Origin of the sequence: Heliophilum fasciatum (assembly GCF_004341395.1) — a bacterium.
Classification (GTDB): domain Bacteria; phylum Bacillota; class Desulfitobacteriia; order Heliobacteriales; family Heliobacteriaceae; genus Heliophilum; species Heliophilum fasciatum.
The window spans coordinates 141378-159324 of sequence record NZ_SLXT01000001.1 but is presented as its reverse complement, the minus strand read 5'-3'; the positions used below and the strand labels follow the sequence as shown (position 1 = coordinate 159324).

13 protein-coding genes, 1 tRNA gene and 1 riboswitch are annotated in these 17947 nt (G+C 50.5%); of the genes, 5 read left to right on the top strand and 9 right to left on the bottom strand.

Annotated elements, in window-relative coordinates; genetic code table 11:
* Positions 1 to 54: 54 nt before the first annotated feature.
* Complete coding sequence (locus EDD73_RS00760; RefSeq protein ID WP_131917775.1) at positions 55 to 2001, top strand: sensor histidine kinase; 1947 nt, start codon at positions 55 to 57, stop codon at positions 1999 to 2001.
* 145 nt (positions 2002 to 2146) lie between these two features.
* Entirely contained in the window at positions 2147 to 3772 is a 1626-nt protein-coding gene (locus EDD73_RS00755; RefSeq protein WP_131917774.1) for a peptide chain release factor 3, read from the top strand.
* 170 nt (positions 3773 to 3942) lie between these two features.
* Here the strand turns inward: EDD73_RS00755 and EDD73_RS00750 are convergent, their stop codons facing one another.
* The 3 genes from EDD73_RS00750 to EDD73_RS00740 all read right to left on the bottom strand — a co-directional run bounded on the left by EDD73_RS00750 (position 3943) and on the right by EDD73_RS00740 (position 8778).
* Entirely contained in the window at positions 3943 to 5751 is a 1809-nt protein-coding gene (locus tag EDD73_RS00750) for a carbon starvation CstA family protein (protein WP_131917773.1), read from the bottom strand.
* 469 nt (positions 5752 to 6220) lie between these two features.
* On the bottom strand, positions 6221 to 7039 hold the full coding sequence (locus EDD73_RS00745) for a LytR/AlgR family response regulator transcription factor (protein WP_131917772.1): 819 nt from the start codon (positions 7037 to 7039) through the stop codon (positions 6221 to 6223).
* Between the two features lie 23 nt (positions 7040 to 7062).
* On the bottom strand, positions 7063 to 8778 hold the full coding sequence (locus EDD73_RS00740; RefSeq protein WP_131917771.1) for a sensor histidine kinase: 1716 nt from the start codon (positions 8776 to 8778) through the stop codon (positions 7063 to 7065).
* 220 nt (positions 8779 to 8998) lie between these two features.
* Between EDD73_RS00740 and EDD73_RS00735 the strand changes: the two genes are divergently transcribed.
* On the top strand, positions 8999 to 9196 hold the full coding sequence (locus tag EDD73_RS00735; RefSeq protein ID WP_131917770.1) for a hypothetical protein: 198 nt from the start codon (positions 8999 to 9001) through the stop codon (positions 9194 to 9196).
* 101 nt (positions 9197 to 9297) lie between these two features.
* On the opposite strand, the gene EDD73_RS00730 is transcribed toward EDD73_RS00735, so the two are convergent.
* The 3 genes from EDD73_RS00730 to EDD73_RS00720 all read right to left on the bottom strand — a co-directional run bounded on the left by EDD73_RS00730 (position 9298) and on the right by EDD73_RS00720 (position 13353).
* On the bottom strand, positions 9298 to 11661 hold the full coding sequence (locus tag EDD73_RS00730; protein WP_165876232.1) for a cadherin-like beta sandwich domain-containing protein: 2364 nt from the start codon (positions 11659 to 11661) through the stop codon (positions 9298 to 9300).
* 286 nt (positions 11662 to 11947) lie between these two features.
* On the bottom strand, positions 11948 to 12253 hold the full coding sequence (locus tag EDD73_RS00725; RefSeq protein ID WP_131917768.1) for a zinc-ribbon domain containing protein: 306 nt from the start codon (positions 12251 to 12253) through the stop codon (positions 11948 to 11950).
* A 275-nt stretch (positions 12254 to 12528) separates the two neighbouring features.
* Positions 12529 to 13353 (bottom strand): undecaprenyl-diphosphate phosphatase, encoded by an 825-nt coding sequence (locus EDD73_RS00720; RefSeq protein ID WP_131917767.1) that lies wholly within the window; start codon positions 13351 to 13353, stop codon positions 12529 to 12531.
* Positions 13354 to 13682: 329 nt separating this feature from the next.
* On the opposite strand from EDD73_RS00720, the gene EDD73_RS00715 reads away from it, so the two are divergent.
* Positions 13683 to 13934, top strand: a complete 252-nt coding sequence (locus EDD73_RS00715; RefSeq protein WP_131917766.1) for a hypothetical protein — start codon at positions 13683 to 13685, stop codon at positions 13932 to 13934.
* Between the two features lie 222 nt (positions 13935 to 14156).
* Here the strand turns inward: EDD73_RS00715 and EDD73_RS00710 are convergent, their stop codons facing one another.
* The 3 genes from EDD73_RS00710 to cysK form a co-directional block, all read right to left on the bottom strand.
* Positions 14157 to 14852 carry an Rpn family recombination-promoting nuclease/putative transposase gene (locus tag EDD73_RS00710; RefSeq protein WP_264672901.1) on the bottom strand — a complete coding sequence of 232 codons (696 nt, stop codon included), beginning with the start codon at positions 14850 to 14852 and terminating at the stop codon, positions 14157 to 14159.
* Positions 14853 to 15137: 285 nt separating this feature from the next.
* Positions 15138 to 15213: transfer RNA gene (locus EDD73_RS00705), tRNA-Lys, on the bottom strand.
* Between the two features lie 191 nt (positions 15214 to 15404).
* Positions 15405 to 16334 carry a cysteine synthase A gene (gene cysK, locus EDD73_RS00700; protein ID WP_131917764.1) on the bottom strand — a complete coding sequence of 310 codons (930 nt, stop codon included), beginning with the start codon at positions 16332 to 16334 and terminating at the stop codon, positions 15405 to 15407.
* 223 nt (positions 16335 to 16557) lie between these two features.
* A riboswitch (SAM riboswitch) is annotated at positions 16558 to 16658 on the top strand.
* A 112-nt stretch (positions 16659 to 16770) separates the two neighbouring features.
* Between cysK and EDD73_RS00695 the strand changes: the two genes are divergently transcribed.
* On the top strand, positions 16771 to 17904 hold the full coding sequence (locus EDD73_RS00695) for a trans-sulfuration enzyme family protein (protein WP_131917763.1): 1134 nt from the start codon (positions 16771 to 16773) through the stop codon (positions 17902 to 17904).
* The last annotated feature ends 43 nt before the right edge of the window (positions 17905 to 17947 follow it).

Genomic DNA, 17947 nt, shown 5'->3' with positions numbered 1-17947 from the left:
AAGCGAATAATTCCTAAGTAGATGATTAACACATAACACATGGAGGCGTTATAGATGCAGATGATGGCACGGATGCTGGGTTTGACAGCTCAAGGCTCTAAAGCAGAGCGTCAGTATCTTTTAGCGCCCTTGTTGATTGTGGTGACCTCGGTCGTTTTTATCTTCGCTACATTAGGTCACAGTCAAGCTGCTATTTTGGCGAGTATCGATTGGACCATTCCCTTTCAGTTGCTTGCTGAAGGGGCAACGGTGATTATTGCTTTTTTTATTTTTTCGACGATTTGGCATACGCGGGATCAAGCAACGGCCTGGCAGATCAATCTTGGTCTTGGTTTCTTGGCCATCGGTTGCATGGATGCAATGCAGTTGTTGGTTCATCACGGTGTGCAGGGGACATTATTTGGCGGCGAAGAGCAGGCCCGGCTTTTGGCGATCATCGGCCGGTTTGTGTTGGTGGCGATCATTGGCTATGGAACGTTGATTCCGCCGATGGAACGTGTTGCTTCGCAGGTGATCTACCGTGGTGTGGCGATCATTGCGTTGCTGATGCTGGTGGTACAGTATGTCATCATTTTAGAAAAAAACGGTGCTTGGCCACTCAGCACTGCCTTATTGATGAGCAGCACGAATTTTATCATTGTGCAAACCGTAGCAGCGGTGCTTTATGCGGCGATGGCCTTTTTTTACATGTACCGTCATGAAGCATTACCGCTGACGGCACCGCGGCAGGTGATCGTTGCAGCCTTGGCCCTTTGTGCGGTTGCGGAGTTGTGGCAAGCCTTCGTACCCGGGGCGGAAAGTATGGTGAGCCAGCTCATCCGCTTGGTGGGCTATGGCATTTTCTATCATGCTGTTTTCGTGATGCAAGTTAAACGACCCTATGAAGATTTACGGCAACGTCGTGATGATCAACGGGTACGGATGGTGGCCTTACTGAATGCATCGAAAGATGGTATTGCCTATTACAATTGGCACCAGGGAACGTGGGTATGTAACGAAAACTTTGCTGAGATGTTTGGCTGGGATGAAGAAGTTATTCATTTTGACAGCACGGAGCTTTTTTTAAAGGCCATGAGTTTGCGGATCGATGATATGGATTCTCTCAACACCTTGCTGGACAAGAACAGTATCTTAGAGAGGGCCCAGACCGTCCAGAAGGACAACGGGGAACCGCTGACACGCTTAGTGATTGGTGAAACCGATGTGCGCCGCGTCGACGTTTATATGCAACTGGTTATGCAGGGTTCATCGATGGCCGGTTGCTTGATGCAGTTTTGCGATGTTACCAAGCAGCAGAATATGGAGCGTTTGCGCCAAGAATATTTTTCATCGGCCACTCATGAGATCCGCACACCTTTGACGAGCATTGATGGTTATCTGGAATTGGCCGCGGATCGGGACATTTCGGTCGAGGAACGGGAACAGTTTCTGAGCCAAGCGCGGGCCAGTTTGGAACGATTACATCATCTGGTCACCAATATTCTTGATCTGGAAAAAATCCAGGGTACACAGCAGCACATGAAAATGCATTGGATTTCGGTCGATGAATTGATCTTACCGTCCTGTGACAGCTATGCGATCTTGGCGAGTAAGAAAAAGTTGCAGTTCAGTTGTGAGATTGAGCCCGATCTACCGCCGATCTATTGTGATGAATCGCAGTTGGCCCAGGCCATCAACAACTTATTGTCCAATGCGATCAAGTATACACTGGTGGGCGCTTGCGGCATTAAGGCATCCCGTGAGGGGGAGCGCGTGCGCATCAGTATCTGGGATACGGGAATCGGCTTGTCGGCGGAAGAGCAGGAGCATTTGTTTGAACGCTTTTATCGCGCCGAAAATGCGGTGACGCGGGGAACAACCGGCACGGGATTAGGGTTGTCCATCGTTAAAGCGATCATTGAACTGCAGGGCGGCGAAATCGAAATCAAGAGTCAGTCAGGGCGAGGCAGTGAGTTTATTCTCTATCTGCCGATCAAAGAATCGGGATCGGAATCTGCGTGATGAAGCCGTAAGCAAAGTGCTTACGGCTTTTCTCGTGCATTTACGCAAGCTTGCTCTTTTGCTTTGTTGATGAAAAAGGTATACTTAAGCAAGTGTGCCGGCAGTGCAGACTGCTTGAGGCAGGAACAATTCTGGAGGTATCAACATGGCTGATTCAGTTGATAAAGATGGGTTTACGCTGACGGAGGAGGTACAGCGGCGGCGTACCTTTGCGATTATTTCTCACCCTGATGCCGGGAAAACGACGCTGACGGAAAAACTGCTGCTTTATGGGGGCGCCATTCGCTTGGCCGGCTCGGTCAAGGCGCGCAAGGCGTCGAAGCATGCCGTATCGGACTGGATGGAGATCGAAAAACAGCGGGGGATCTCGGTCACATCGAGCGTATTGCAATTTGATTACGATGGGTATCGTATCAACATTCTCGATACACCGGGTCACCAGGATTTCAGTGAAGACACGTACCGAACGCTGATGGCTGCCGACAGCGCCGTTATGCTCATCGACGCGGCCAAAGGTGTGGAAGATCAGACGGTTAAACTGTTCCGCGTTTGCCGGCAGCGAGGCATTCCGATCTTTACCTTTGTCAACAAACTCGATCGTCATGGGCGCAACCCCTTTGAATTGGTCGAGGAATTAGAAAAGGTCTTGGACATCCGGGCCTATCCGGTCAATTGGCCGGTCGGCGAGGAAGGCGCTTATAAAGGCGTCTATAACCGCAAACTGGCTCAGGTAGAGATGTTCGAAGGTGACGCCAAGCATGGGCAGTGGGCCATGCCGTCGACACTGGGCCGTGTGGATGATCCGGCCTTTGCGGAAGTATTAGGTGAAGAAGCTCATCGCCAGCTTTGTGAAGACATTGAACTGCTGGATATGGCCGGCGATGAATTCGATCTGGCTAAGGTACGGGCCGGTGAACTAACACCGATGTTTTTTGGCAGTGCCTTGACCAATTTTGGTGTGCAGCCGTTTCTGGAAGAGTTTTTGCGCTTAGCACCGCCGCCACGGGGGCGCCGTTCGACAGAAGGCGATATCGATCCGGAAAGTGAACGCTTTTCCGCATTTGTCTTCAAGATTCAAGCCAACATGAACCCGACGCACCGTGACCGGCTCGCTTTTATTCGGATTGTTTCCGGCCGTTTTGAGCGCGGCATGGTTGTGCGTCATGTGCCGTCCGGCAAAATGGTTAAGTTGGCCCAACCGCAGCAATTTATGGCGCAAGAACGAACGATCATTGACGAAGCGTATCCCGGTGATGTGATTGGGTTGTTTGATCCTGGAATTTTTGGCATCGGCGATACCCTGTGTGTCGATAATAAAGGTTTTTCGTTTGAAGATTTCCCGGTCTTTCCGCCGGAGCATTTTGCCCGTGTACAAGCCAAAGATACGATGAAGCGCAAGCAGTTCATCAAAGGTATGACCCAGTTAACGCAAGAAGGGGCCGTGCAAGTCTTTCGCCAACCGGAAATCGGTGTGGAAGCGTTCATTGTCGGTGCAGTCGGGATGCTACAGCTTGAGGTGCTGGAGTATCGTCTCAAAGGGGAATACGGCGTCGATATCGAACTGCGCAATTTGCCCTACTCGGTAGCGCGCTGGCTGGAAGGAGATAACATCGGCAAAAAGCCGCTCAAAGGGATGGACAGCGCGATGATCATTCATGACCGCTATGATCAACCGGTGGCCCTATTTCGCAATGAGTGGTCCCTGCGTTATGCGACGGAGCAGAATTCCAGTGTCAACTTTGCCCTCGCACCGTCGCGCAAAGCCGAATAAAAGTGGATAACGCATAAAAAGAAGGAGCCGGGCATTGCCACGGCTCCTTTGCATTAAAGAAATGCAACGAAGGGGAAAAGGAGGGTATTGATACTCTTGACTTCGGACCAGAACGAAGCAAGGGAGCAAAGGGGCGGTAGTAACGTGGACACCGGTCACTCAAACGTAGGCTACACGGGTTTGGTAACATGCTTGTCGTGGTCGTGGTGGGTGTTGTGATGATGGTTATTGGTGATAATGGTGTACCACTTGATCAAGGCATCGCCCATGATGATCACGGCAAGGCCCATCATGATTACAGACAGCACGGTGTTCAGCATCATGCCTTTAGGTAAGTACTGATTGATGATGGTCCAGTAACCGGCGTACATCACCGTCACAAAGAGATAGCTCATCGGAAGAAAGCAGGTCAAGGCGTAGCGGATTTTTCCTGTCTTTTTGAGGATCAAGCTGGTACCGATGGCCAGCGCCAAGGTGGCCAGGAGCTGGTTGGAAACACCGAAGAGCGGCCATACCGAAGCGATATCACCGCCGTAGAGGAGGTAACCCCAGGCGGCAGAGACGATGGCAGAGACACCAATGACACCGGGTTTCCAGTCATTATCTTTGAGTTTGGGGATCACTTGACCGAAAAAGTCCTGGACGATGTAACGAGCTACACGGGTGCCGGCATCGATGGCGGTCAAGATAAAGACGGCTTCAAAGAGAATGGCGAATTCATACCAGTACGCCATGAGCCCTGTCATGCCCGGCAGTTGATTGAAGATGTAGGCCATGCCAACAGCCAGGGAAACGGCACCGCCGGTGCGCCCGGCCAAGTCGATGCCGACCAGGCTGGAAAGTTCCGGAAGGTGGACAACAGGAATATTCAGGTTGGCGAATACGGCCGGTGCCGAGTTGATGGCAAAATAGTCGCCCGGTTCGAGGACACAAGCGGCAATTAACGCCATGACGCCGACGAAAGTTTCCACCAGCATGCCGCCGAAGCCGACCAGTTGAATGTCTTTTTCATTGTCGATCATCTTGGGTGTTGTACCGGAACCGATTAAGGCGTGGAATCCGGAGATGGCGCCGCAAGCGATGGTGATCGATACAAAGGGCCATACGGGTCCTTTGATCACCGGCCCACCGCCGTTGATGAAGGGTGTCAGTGCCGGCATTCTCAAATCGGGATGGATCAGGATGATCCCTATCGCCAAGGCACCGATGGTACCAATCTTCATATAGGAAGAGAGGTAGTCCCGAGGGGCTAAGAGGAACCACACCGGCAGGGCGGCTGCGAAGAAGGCATAGATGGGAAGCGCCAATTTTACGCCTTGTTCGGAGAGTGTCAATATCGAACCCAGCCAGGTACCTTTGACACTAGGGCCTAAGGCAACCGCGGCGATGACCAGGGCCATACCGAGGGCCGTCCACCAGCCCAGTTTATTCGGATAAAGTTTGATCAAAATGCCGATGAAGATGGCGATGGGGATCGTCGCGCCGACGGTAAAGGTGCCCCAGGCATTGTTCTTCAAGGCGTGAACGACTACGAGGGAGAGACCGGCCATGGTAATCGTGATGATAAATAAAATTGCGATTCCGGTGCAAACGCCGGCAATGGGGCCAACTTCTTCGCGGGCAATATCCGAAAGGGATTTGCCTTTGTGACGAATGGAAGCAAAAAGAACGACCATATCATGGACTGCGCCACCGAGTACAGCGCCGACAAGCAACCAGATCGTGCCGGGAAGATAACCGAATTGGGCGGCTAAGATGGGTCCCACCAGGGGCCCGGCTGCGGCGATGGCGGCGAAATGGTGGCCAAAGGCGACCCAACGGTTCATCGGTACATAGTCGGTACCGTTTTCCATGGTGTGCGCCGGTGTGGGCCGCGTTGCATCGACCGAGAGTACTTTGGCGGCCATGAACCCACCGTATAAGCGATAAGCAATGATCAGGATACAAGCAAAGCCAACGACCAGAGTAAGTCCGTTCATAATGATCACTCCTCCTTGAGGGGGTATGTAGAGAGAACAACAATGGAGAAGAAGAAACAATAGATGGACAGGCCGGAAACGTTGTAGGTAGGATATGTTTGATTACCAGGGAAGTAACTTCGAAGTATCTTTGTTGCAGCGAAGCGGCAGGGATGATGCAGCGAATGAACGATAGCACTTGTGACGAGATAGCAGGGATGATGCGGCGAATGAACGAGAGCGTTGGTGCGAGATTGCAGAGATGATGCGGCGAATGAACGGTGATGGTACGGTAGAGAAGGTACAACCGTAGTATCGTGCTGCATTGATTTTTGCATCTGCGAGTCTGTCCATCTGTGCATATCATACAGGTTGCGCAAAAAACGATCGAGATTTTTTGCGCAAAAAGCAGCAATGGCTGCATCAAGTGCATGATGATTGCATAAAACGCACTTGTGGAAACGCGTTGGTTACGTTAAATCGCTGATCATTAAATGCCTAAGTGCTCCTTAAATTCTTTGGCGTAATGGCGACTGACCGGAATCTCACTGCGATCATCAAGGATGACATTATAGGAACCATTAAACCAGGGGACAATTTCGCGAATCTTGGAGATGTTCACCAGATAGGCGCGGTGTACGCGGAAAAACAGCTGTGGATCAAGGCGCTCTTCGAGTTCTTGTAAGGTCAGGTGGAGTTCGTAACGCTCGCCGTTCACCTGAACGACGGCTTTGCGCCCTTCTACCGTGGCATATCGGATGTTTTCTGCCGAAACAAGTAAGATCTTACCGTTTTTTTGGGCAGCGATACGTTCTAAGGGTTGTGCTGATACGGGATTGGGGGCAGGTGCGGACGGTGACGGTGCTTCTACCGGTCGTGATGGCTGCCCATGAAGCAACCATTGCTTTAATTCATCGATTTTCTGCTGTAGGTTTGCTTGATTTTGTATGCGCTGGCGTATCGCTTGCCAAGTCGAAGTGAGGCGCCGGGGATCAAAAGGTTTCAGCAAGTAATCAATGGCATGAAACTCGAAGGCTTGCAGCGCATAATGATCGAAAGCGGTGGCAAAGACGATCAAAGGCAAATGCCCCTCCTCGCTAAGTGTGCGGGCGACTTGCAGACCATCGATGTCCCCCAAGTGAATATCTAAGAAAATAACATCGGCCGGTAGGGACCGGAGTTTTTCCAATGCCTCTTCACCACTGGCGGCATCACCGACGATCTGGCAGTCAGGCAGCGACTCAAGGAGAAAACGTAGTTCCCGGCGGGCAGGGGCTTCGTCATCAACAATGAATGTGCGAATAACCACAAGAATTCCTCCTCGCGTACGTCTTACAGTGTCAGGGGGATTGGCGCTTGATTAGGGATACGAACGGTACAGCACGTCCCGCTACCTGGCGATGATTCGATGCATAAACCGTAGGCAGGACCGTAGATGGTCACTAACCGCTCATGCACATTGCGCACACCGATCCCGCCGGTAGTGATGGCGGTGAGTGGCGGTTTTTCTTTGTGCAGCAAAAGATCGATATGGGTTTGAGGTATGCCTACGCCATTGTCGGCGATGGTAATGGTTGTACCATCATCGACATGGCAGGTGCGTAGTGTAAGCGTTCCTCCCTGACGCAGCGGCAACAAACCGTGGCGAATGGCGTTTTCCACAAGCGGTTGCAGCAACAGCGGCGGTACCTGGCACGTCAGCGTTTGCGGATCGATATCTTTAACCACCTGGAGCCGATCTTCAAATCGAGCTTGTTCTAAAGCAAGATACGCTTCGATATGCTGTAATTCATCAGCAAGCGTGACAAATTGCACAGGATCACGCAAGTTTTTTCGAAAGAAATCACCGAGTTGGATCAACAGGTTACGGGCGGTTTCCGGTTGTGTGCGGACATAGGATGCGATCGTATTCAAGGCGTTAAACAAGAAGTGGGGACTGATCTGGGCTTGGAGTGCGCGAATTTCGGCCACCGTTTTGAGGCGGGCGGTTTTTTCCAGATCGGCGATTTCGAGCTGAGTGGAAAAGAGATGAGCTAATCCTTTGGCCAACTCTTGATCGACTAGGGAGACGGACAGTGTTCGGGCACGGTACAGCTTAAGGGCTCCCACCGTTTGATTACCGGAAAAGAGAGGAACGACGATCGCCGAATGGAGGGGGCAATCGGGTGCGGAGCACTGGACTTCTTCTTTGGTCGTAGCGATCACCGGAACACCGTTACGCAAGACTTCGCGGGTAATTTCGGTGCGAACGGGCATACCGGGCAGGTGGTGATCTTCGCCAAGGCCCACATGGGCGAGAATCTGATCAGCACTGGTTAAGGCAACTGCAGCAAGATCGGTTTGGTTTTTGACGACTTGAGCGACTTTCCGGGCCGATTTCGCGTTCAGCCCTTGGCGCAGCATGGGCGCGGTAATGGTGGCGATTTGCAGTGCCTTTTGAGCTTCGCCTGCGCTGGCTTGTTCTTCCCGGGCACGCAGATCTTGAATCATGAGCACGAAAATGGCGATGCCGCTGGCATTGACCAGGATCATGGGCAAAGCAATATGGGAAATCAACTCAACGGCATCTTCAAAGGGGCGGGCTACGGCGAGGATAATCAGCATTTGCAGGGTTTCGGCCATCAGGCCGGTGATTAACGCCGCAAATCCGGTTAACGGCTGCGGATGGTAACGGCGAACCAAACCGCCCAGCAGGCCTTCAATGACTGTGGAGATACCGCAGGCGAGTGCAGTAAAGCCGCCTAGGGACCAGCGATGGATACCGCCAATGAGACCGGCGCCTAGGCCGGCCCAGGGACCGCCTAACAGGCCGGCAAGGACGGGCCCGATCACTCGTGAATTGGCGAGGGCGCCGTCGATGGGAACGGCCGCATAGGTGCCGATGATCGAAATGGCGCCAAAGATGCCGCTGATACGTAAGATGTCCCGTTTGGTGGTGGCCTGGTAGGCAAAAAAACGGCGGATGGCGGGATGGCGGGAGAGGAGAAAGGCGATGGTAACGACGATGGTCAGCCGTTGAGCCAGATAGAGAAAAAGATCGTGTTTCATCGGTAATGGTGCTCCTTTCCGATGAGCGGCAAGGGTAGGCGGTGTGGTACGTACCTGGTTTTTGAGCCTGGGTTGATCTTGGGTTAACAATAGTATAAATCATCAGTCCATGGTCGGGTATCGTAAAAAAAGGAATGGCATAAGTACGTAGTTTGCTGGGAATCCTTAATGGGGTCCGCAGGATTGGCGGTAGGTAGGTAAACCGCAAGGAGGACGCGGCATGACAGCACTGCAACCAAAGAAGAAAAAGTGTGTGTGTTCTCATCTCCAAAAAGCACACGAGGATGGAAAAGTTTCGGCGATAAGTTATGATGCGGGCATGGATCCGCAAGGTGTCCCTGAATTATGGGATGATCCCGGTGTGCCGCATATCGCGGAATATGATCTGCTGCCGGAGATTGAACGTGATCCCCAATAAAAACGGCGGCGAATCGTGATTGATTCGCCACCGTTGCGTTGCTGCAGGTTTCAGTTGGTAGAGGGTGTAAATGATGGATGGTAGAGTGTCGACAGAGGCGATCAGGTTCGCCATTCGGTGATTGTCGTACTTGGTGCTTTGTTGGGAAGATAGTTAGGCATCCGGCGGGTGATTTGGACGGTATAATTCTGCTGTGCTGAGCCTGAAGTCACGGTGATAGTTCGTTGGTTGCCAACCCAACTTAAGTTGCTAATTGGTAAATAGCCGACGCCCGTTTGGACTGGAGTTGATGTGCCGGGGAAGGTGATGCTAGCTCCCGGATCCACCGCCACAACTTGGAGGGCCACTGCGGTAACTTCGTTAGGAACCACATATTGGTAGAGGGTCGGATTGCCGCTCACCGGGGTCAATTGAATCGTTTTGGCACCATCATAAAGAGAAAGGGAACGAATGCCGGTGTCTTCGGTAAGATTGATTTTCAGGGAAGCGGTAAGTTGGTCGGCATTATCGGCCGGTTCGGTTACCGCACTGCCTTTGACGGTAATGAATACCGGTATGGTAGTCCCAATAGGAGAACTTGTTTTTCCGTCAATGGTCACTTTGATTGCGTTGTTGGCACCGTCTTTGGTTACGGTGGCGCTCAAACCGGCAGGAAGTCCGGAAATGGTGAGATCTTCGATACTGACAGTTTCCTTGACGGTTCCTGAAGTAACATTGATGAGCCAACTATTATCGGCGGAAACGGAGGAGTTTCCTGGTGCCATTGTTACCGTGTTATCGGTGAGGGTGGTTGTGATTTTTCGATAGGGATGTAGCGTGGCGGTGAGTTCGTTGGAATTGGCTGCATTGGCTTCGGAAACCGCAGTGCTTTTGACAACGATTTTCACCGGTGTAAGGGTACTGATCAGTGGGGTATTGGCGTTGTTTGTGGTTGACAGTGTAACGATAATGGCATTGCTGGCACCGTCTTTGGCGGCCGTAAACGTTACCCCGTTCGGGAGATCGGTGATCAGCAGATCGTCCTTGCTGATATTTGTTTTTACGGTCCCGGCAGTGACGTTGATTATCCAACTGTTATTGGCAGAAATGGTTGTATTGCCGCTGTTCATACTGATGATATCATCTGTAAGCGAAGCAGCCACTTTGATTCCCGTCGGAACAGCGATACGGTATGTCGAAGACACAGAACCATCAAGCGCCGTGACGATAATTTCAATCGTGTTGGTGGTGTTGCTTTGAAGTGGCACATCCCATCGTGGGGGCGTCGAATCAATAAACTCACCGTTGCATCGAACCGTTACTGTTGCGTTTTTATCTTCAGGCACAGGCAATACGGTAAGGGAGTTCGTGTAGTTCACCGTGGTTGTGTAACTGTAGCGATTAGGATCGAAATCAGGAGCTAAGGTTGCACCTTGAATATTAAGACTCTCTAAGCGCTCACGCAGTTCAATGGTGTCTGTGGCAATAATACTGCGGAGGCCGTTGCTGTCCTCCACTTGAACAAAGAGGGTTTTGATGCCTTCACCACTGGGTAAGGTATATGTGAATGAGCTCGTATAAGGTATCCACTCTCCTGTAATACCGTCCAAAGAAATAAACATTTTATCGGGAACATAGGTGCGCGGAGTAGTTGCAGGCGTAATCTCTTTACTGCCGTTATAGGCGATCGCATTAACATTGAGCGTAACCTTCGAGTTGTAAGCATAGGTTTCATCGGCATTGATGGTAAACGACTTGATTACGGGAAGGTTCGTGTTCAGTGATTTTACAAGCACAAAGTCGCATGGTGTTTTTACGTCGCTGACAGCGGATATGGCTATTACACTGGCTTCAAAGGTGGGTTTTACCGCTTGTACAAGTACGGTGCCCTCACGGACGTTGGTTAGAATGTAAGAACCGTCAGCGGCAGTAGTGGTAGTTGGGCCAAGGGCAACACTGACTTGTGCACCGGTGATCGGGTTACCAGCGGCATCTTTTACTGTACCGTAAATCGTGGCATTTTCTTTGATCTCTTTCACGATCGTGGCGCTACTTTTAGTATCATCAGGATAGTGACCGACACCATGCACAACGTCAGAGATGCGCAAGGTGAGGGTTGTTTCGGTTTTAAATTTATTATAAAGATGTGTTGGCATGGGGATGTTTATGGTCATAACATTATTGGTTGCAGGTATAGTATTGAGAATATCCTCCAAAGCAGTAACAGGTTCATCGTTCAGCGTTACATGAAAAATACAACGATTGTCTTTCTTATTGGCTTGCAGTTTCTTAAAGCCTTCTAAGTAAAGTTGGAGGATGGGCGGGTGAGCACTGTTAATGACATTCGGGATTGTTCTTGTAAAAGGTTTATTGTCATGGTATGTGTCAATTGCCACGCCGGCATGTGCTGCTCCAACGAACCATGTGCTTATCAAGCAGATGCTGCAGATGCTGCTCCATAAAAGACGAAATACAGACCGAACCATCATCATAACCTCCTTATTGATGGGTTGTTCGATGAAAAGTCAACGTGCTTCCTGCACATTTTGCTAAATTTATTGTACATGTAAACTTTAATGAAGTCGATAAGCAAACCAATCGGTAATAGAAAAAAATATCCAAAAAATAAGACTATTAATTTACACCAGCAATAAGGTATGAATTATGAAGACAAGAGAAAAAGACAAAATAAAAAACCTGAGAGCGAATGGCTCTCAGGTTGATTTTTATCGGCAATATCAGCAGTTCACCTTAGTGGTAAACGCTTCAATCCTACCAGCGGTTGCGCGATTGGAAGCAATCACGGCAGTAGACAGGCTTGTCACCGCGTGGTTGGAAAGGAACTTGAGCTTCTGCACCGCAAGAGGAGCAGGTCACGCTGAACATTTGGCGCTCTTGACGACCACCATAGGAGTTGCCACCACCGGCGTTGCGGTTGGCTTTCCGGGCAGCGCGGCACTCAGGGCAACGGCCAGGCTCGTTGGTGAATCCTTTTTCCGCATAGAACTCTTGTTCGGAAGCGGTGAATTCGAACTCGCGGCCGCACTCTTTGCAGGCTAATACTTTGTCTTGAAACATGGGAAAAACCTCCTCGTAATACCCGGGCCTAGGGAACTAACAGATCCAACCAACTTCCCCATAGCCTGTGGCAACTGAGAAGGGATTCCGTTTATCCTATAGCTCTTACCGGGTTATCTATAGTATAACCGAAAATCAGGAAAAAGCAAGAGAAAGATCATGCAATGTTTGATGTATCTGGGTCCAGCATGATGGGCGACTACATTTTGATGTATCTGGGTCCAGCATGATGGGCGACTACATTTTGATGTATCTGGGTCCAGTACGGTGGGCGACTAAATTTTGATGATTTGCATGCTGATCATCAACCAGAACAAACCGGCAATGACGATCCGATAGATGGCGAACGGCGTAAGGCCGATCCGGCGCAACAGTTTTAGGAACCAAACGATGGCCAACCAGGCAACGAAGAAGGAAACGAGAAAACCGGTAGCAAAGACAGGGATATCGCTGACGGTCAGGATGTCATACGATTTAAGCATATCGTACCCGGTAGCAGCGATCATGACCGGAACGGCAATGATAAAGGAAAATTCGGCGGCTACCGACGGCGTCATGCCGGACAGCATGGCACCGGCAATCGTCGAGCCGGACCGTGAGAAGCCAGGCCAAAGCGAAAGACATTGCCAGAGGCCCACTTGGAACGATTGGCGGATCGTGACTTCATCAAGCGTATCAGCATGGTTGCGCGTTAACAGGCGGGAGGCGACCAGCATCAAGATGGCCCCTAACACAAGGCCAATCAGCACGGTCTGAACGGAGAACAAATAGGTTTTGATGATTTTATGAAGCAAGAAACCGAGCCCGAGGGCTGGTGTAATCGCGGCGGCAATGTGAATGACTGAAAAACCGCATTCTTGAGACCGCAAACCATAGCGCCAAAAATTGCGCAGGATATTCACAAACAGATCGCGATAGATGATGACGACGGCCAGAATTGCACCAAGCTGTATAAAAACCTCAAACGTATCGGCCCGCTCCCCGGTAAATTGGAGTAAGTTACCGGCGATGATTAAGTGTCCTGTTGAGGAAACCGGGATAAACTCGGTGAGCCCTTCGATGATCCCGAGAATTACCGCGATGACATATAGGTTATCCAAACCCAGACCTCCTTTGAATCGTAAAGCATAATGGCGATAGCGAACCTTCATTAGTTTAGCACAAGATCACCAAGAATGTAGCATCAGATTGCACAGACAATGGTATTCTGGATAGAAGTTCTGCTTGGAAGGGGTCTGCTTGTTTGTTATAATTGAAGGCGCACGAGCGCAATTAGTTCTTCTTACTAATATTGTATGTAGTGTATAAGTAATTTTTCTGTGAAATGGGCTATCTATCGATGGTCAGGATGACCGAAGGTTTCCGCAGGATTATAACAGCTTAATCGTATTCACTTTCTTCGACATATATGGAACATGGAGGTTTTTTTATGTATGGATTGTCGAAGTTTCTGCGTAAAAAGCCCCACAGAGTTATGCCCGATGAATTGTTGGAGCTCAAGAAACAACTTATTGCAGTCGGTTATAACCCCAGTGAAGCGGAGTATATGATCCGGGCTCAAGGTGGCGATCGTGACTTTACAGAGCTAGATGCGGTAGAGCTTCAGCAGGTGATTGAAAAGGTTCGGGAACATCTGCAGTTGGCGCGGCGAAGCCTACAAGTGATTGAGAGAACGCCTTGAACCAGTTGCGATTAGACCTTAGAGTTGAAAAAGTTCTATGTGGAGCATGGCAGGTTGCTGACAATGTCAGCAGCCTTTTTTGATGCTTCAATACATGAAATGACCCGTAAGCAGGACACTTTTCCCCACGTGGAGGAAGTCTATCAAAACAAAAAGCCTTTGGATTCCGGATGATTGGGAATCCAAAGGCTTTTTGTTACCATAGGCTAAAGCGATGCATCATTATGATGGGGGTTTTTCTTGATAATTCGTGGCGGAAAGCTTTGCCTTTATTTGTTGTACATGCTCCGGGGACAGGCCGGAAAGTTCGGAGACGGTTTGCAGATCGTAGCCTTTTTTCAGTGCGATTCGGGCAGTTTCTACTGCACGCTGTTCAAAACCTTGTTTAATGCCCTCCTTCATACCTTCTTCCCGCGCCCCAAGCAGGGCATCGGCTTCATCAAACTGCCGCTTTTTCCACTCTAGGTAATCAGCGCGGGCACCCGGATCGCTGGTGATGCGGTCCAGCGCTTTGAAGACTTCTTGTAATGACGGATTTTCGATCGCCATCTTTTCCACCTCATTTGCGATTGTCGGATGATCTTTGGCCAGCAGAAAAAGCAGCCATTTAAGCGATGCGTCGTTACAGATCGGCAGTGTACCGGACCGGAACTGCTGCTTCACCCGTTCCAAATCAAGATAGATGATCTCCATGCGGTCCGTCAGGAGAAAGTGCTGATCTTTTTCATACCAGAGGAAATGATGCCGATAGCTGTTGCTTTGCGGGAACTGGACATACCCAGTGATGATGATGGTAATGGCTTTCGGTATGTCCTGGTAGCGCATCCCTTTGGTCATCATTTCGGCAAACATCTCGGAGATGTAGTAGGCGCTGCGGTTCGGCATGTGGTTTTTGTTGCTCCCCAAACCGCGCTTCACATTTTCCTTTTGTATTCCGGGTTTTTATACTTCAACAAAATATTGACGATGTTGTCAATTTAATCGATCTAGATGACTGATTAGCGTGATGTAACAGTGAAGTGGCATCGCTTTAATAAAATGATAGATAAGCTTCACGATTTGTTCAAGGAGGCGGGAAAAAAAGCCGTTCTCGGGTAGCTCCCGAAAACGGCTTTTTTTATGGGTAACTCCCAGGTAACCCCCGGGTAACACCAAAACAACAAAAAAGCCTTCAGGGAAAAACCCTGAAAGCCTTGATTTCACTGGTGGACCTACACGGACTCGAACCGTGAACCTGTCGATTAAGAGTCGAATGCTCTACCAATTGAGCTATAGGTCCATCGAACAAAGAATATTATAACGCAAAAGAATGAAATGTCAATGTCGAATGGCCATGAAAATCGTTGCAGATCTGGAAAAGCCGATGCCTCGTGGGGTATAGTAATCCCAGCGAGGCATCGCGCTACCATTAAGCCTTATTAACTTGATTCTTTAATCAAAGGCAAGCCAAAGACCAATTGAAGCTTCCGTTTACGCCTCGGTAAACAGAACCGTACTCAGATACCGCTCACCCGTATCCGGTAAGATCACCACAATGCGTTTGCCGGCGTTTTCGGGACGAGCAGCCACTTGCAAGGCCGCGTAGGCAGCGGCACCGGCCGAGATACCCACAAGCAAACCTTCTTCGCGCGCCAGGCGGCGACTGGTTGCCAGCGCATCTTCGTCGTCAACCGGAATCACTTCGTCAACGATATCGCCGTTGTAGACCTCAGGAACGAAGCCGGCACCGATGCCTTGGATTTTGTGTGGGCCGGGCTTACCGCCGGACAGTACCGGGGAAGCTGCCGGTTCCACAGCAATGACGCGAATAGCCGGGTTATGTTTTTTCAGTGTTTCGCCCGTTCCGGTGATCGTGCCGCCGGTGCCGATACCACCGATCAAGATGTCGACCTGTCCGTCGGTATCGCGCCAGATCTCGTCGCCCGTCGTCACACGATGGATGGCCGGGTTGGACGGATTGGCAAACTGCTGTAAAAGTAACGCGCCCGGTGTGTTAGCCACAATCTCTTCGGCTTTGCGAATGGCGCCTTTCATGCCTTCCGAGCCTGGAGTCAGGACAAGCTCAGCGCCATAGGCTTTGAGCAAATTGCGCCGCTCGATGCTCATCGTTTCCGGCATGGTTAAGATCAAACGGTAGCCTTTGACGGCCGACACCATAGCCAGGGCGACACCGGTATTGCCGCTGGTTGGTTCCACTAAGGTGGCACCGGGCTGGATCAAACCACGGTCTTCGGCGTCTTGAATCATATTCAAACCGATACGATCTTTGACACTGCCGCCGGGATTAAACGATTCGATTTTCGCTACGATTTCAGCACCTGATGGGTGAGGAAGGCGCTGCAGGCGCACTAAAGGCGTATTGCCGATCAATTCGGTAATGCTTTGGGCGATACGGGACATAAAACTCATCCTCCGCTCAATTAATCGAAGATTTTCTGAAGATTTTTTACTGTTCTTTTTACGATCCGGAACCAACCTTGAGTAAAATAACCTTGAGTAAACAAATCGGGATTAAAGAATTACTGTGCTCTTATCTTACCTGCCCTATTGGATACTGTCAAGCAGGTACGAAAAAAAGCTTGACGGTTTCTCATTAAGCAGCTAGGATATGTTGTAATTAAATAACTTATCCAGAGATGGTGGAGGGACTGGCCCGATGAAGCCCAGCAACCGGCAGTGATGTACGGTGCTAATTCCTGCAGGGATATCCCTGAGAGATAAGACACGGGGTCACACCAATGTCTTCTCGCTGGGAAGACATTTTTTTATTGCCCTTACGTCACCGCCAAGCATAACAAAACTGATGAAAAGAAGCAATTTAAGGAGGAATATACAGATGGAAATGGAGACTCTTTTAGCACAGGCCGGCAATCGTCGCGATCCCCTGACCGGCTCCATCACCTGCCCTGTCTATCAAACGGCCACTTTTGCCCATCCGGCGCTGGGGGAGAGCACCGGGTATGATTATACACGTTCCGGCAATCCCACGCGTAAAGCATTGGAGGAGGCCATTGCCCAATTGGAAGGCGGACAGCGGGGATTGGCTTTTGCTACGGGTATGGCTGCCATTACCACCGTCTTGTCCTTATTTCAACCGGGCGATCACTTGGTTCTCTGTCAGGACATTTATGGCGGCACCTATCGTTTGATGGAGAAAGTGTTTCGTCCCTGGGGCTTGACGGCGACCTATGTCAATGCCGTTGACGGAGCAATTGAAGCAGCGGTACAACCTAACACCAAGGCCGTTTTTATTGAAACACCGACGAACCCTTCCGGCCAGGTCTACGACATTGCCGCCGTGGCCCGATGTTGCCGGCAACGCGGACTGTTATTGATTGTCGATAACACCTTTATGAGCCCGTACCTGCAAACACCAATTGCCCACGGGGCGGACATTGTTGTGCACAGTGGGACAAAATATTTAGGTGGCCATAATGATACTTTGGCGGGGTTGGTGGTGGCGGCGACGGCGGAACTGGGCGATCGTCTCTATTATTATCAAAATGCCGTGGGGGCTGTGATTGGCCCTTGGGATGCTTGGCTGATTTTACGGGGACTCAAGACGCTGGCACTGCGGTTGGACCGCGCCCAGGAAAATGCGCTGGTTCTGGCCAAGTGGCTTGCAGGGCATCCGGCCGTGGAAAAGGTCAACTATCTCGGCCTTGATGATCATCCCGGCCGGGAGATTCATTTTCGTCAGGCCAAAGGAGCCGGTGCGATGGTTGCCTTTACAGTAAAGGAAGAAAGCAAAGTGCCGGAAGTCCTGGCGCGCATTCAATTGATTTCCTTTGCTGAAAGCCTCGGCGGTGTGGAGACGTTGCTGACCTTCCCGGCCCAGCAAACTCACGCTGATATTCCGGAAGAGATCCGGGCGGCTACCGGCGTGAACCGGCGTATGCTGCGGCTCTCGGTAGGGATCGAAAATGTACAGGATCTGATTGCCGATTTGGCCGGTGCTTTAGCCGATTAGAAAGTGCAAGCACGATAACGATACAAGCATGACGCTGACATAA